The organism is Burkholderia sp. RF7-non_BP4 (assembly GCF_001521935.1).
GTDB classification, from domain to species: domain Bacteria; phylum Pseudomonadota; class Gammaproteobacteria; order Burkholderiales; family Burkholderiaceae; genus Burkholderia; species Burkholderia diffusa.
This window is the reverse complement of record NZ_LOTA01000019.1, coordinates 1-1,511: the sequence shown is the minus strand read 5'-3', so window position 1 is coordinate 1,511 and position 1,511 is coordinate 1. Positions and strand designations below refer to the sequence as shown.

Sequence of the window (1,511 nt, the reverse complement as noted above, 5' to 3'; positions counted from 1 at the left end):
TCGGTCGAGCTGAGGCCCGTGGACAGCGAGTTGATACCCGTCGAGGTCGACGTGGACAGCGAGCTGATCGAGCTGGTTGCCGAGGACAGGCCGGTCGACGTCGAGGTCGACAGCGACGCCACCGTGCTATCGGTCGAGCTCAAGCCCGTCGACAGCGAGTTGATACCCGTCGAAGTCGACGTGGACAGCGAGCTGATCGAGCTGGTCGCCGACGAGAGACCGCTCGACGTGGACGTCGACAGCGACGTCACCGTGCTATTGGTCGTGCTCAGGCCCGTCGACAGCGAGCTGGCCGTCGTCGACGTCGAGGTCGACAGCGAGGCCACCGTGCTATCAGTCGAGCTGAGGCCCGTCGACAGCGAGCCGATCGAGCTGGTCGCCGACGACAGACCCGTCGACGTCGAGGTCGACAGCGAAGCCACCGTGCTATCGGTCGAGCTGAGGCCCGTCGACAACGAGCTGATCGAGCTGGTTGCCGACGAGAGACCGCTCGACGTGGACGTCGACAGCGACGTCACCGTGCTATTGGTCGTGCTCAGGCCCGTCGACAGCGAGCTGGCCGTCGTCGACGTCGACGTCGACAGCGAGGCCACCGTGCTATCAGTCGAGCTGAGGCCCGTCGACAACGAATTGATACCCGTCGAGGTCGACGTCGACAGCGAGCCGATCGAGCTGGTTGCCGACGACAGACCCGTCGACGTGGAGGTCGACAGCGAAGCGACAGAGCTGTTGGTCGAGCTGAGGCCGGTCGACAGCGAGTTGATACCGGTCGAGGTCGACGTGGACAGCGAGCTGATCGAGCTGGTGGCCGACGACAGACCCGTCGACGTCGAGGTCGACAGCGAAGCCACCGTGCTATCGGTCGAGCTGAGGCCCGTGGACAGCGAGTTGATACCCGTCGAGGTCGACGTGGACAGCGAGCTGATCGAGCTGGTCGCCGACGACAGACCCGTCGACGAGGAGGTCGAGAGCGAGGCGACCGAGCTATTGGTCGAGCTGAGGCCGGTCGACAGCGAGTTGATACCCGTCGAAGTCGACGTGGAGAGCGAGCTGATCGAGCTGGTTGCCGATGACAGACCCGTCGACGTGGAGGTCGACAGCGAGGCCACCGTGCTGTCGGTCGAGCTCAAGCCCGTCGACAGCGAGTTGATGCCGGTCGAAGTCGAGGTCGAGAGCGAGCTGATCGAGCTATTCGCCGACGAGAGACCCGTCGACGTGGACGTCGAGAGCGAGGTCACCGAGCTATTGGTCGAGCTCAGGCCAGTCGACAGCGAGTTGATGCCCGTCGAAGTCGATGTGGACAGCGAGCTGATCGAGCTGGTTGCCGACGAGAGACCCGTCGACGTGGAAGTCGACAGCGAAGCCACCGAGCTGTTGGTCGAGCTGAGCCCCGTCGACAACGAAGTGATGCCGGTCGACAGCGACGAGATCGCACTGCTGGACGACGACACCGTCGTCGACAGCGAATCCACGACGGAATTGGTCGCGAAGAGCTGGGAGCCGTTGATCGC

The 1,511-nt window shown here is 64.3% G+C and carries 1 protein-coding gene; it reads left to right on the top strand.

Annotation, left to right across the window (positions count from 1 at the left end):
• Positions 1-1,511 (top strand): hypothetical protein (locus WS49_RS36630; protein ID WP_218921609.1); only part of this gene is annotated, 1,511 nt, incomplete at both ends.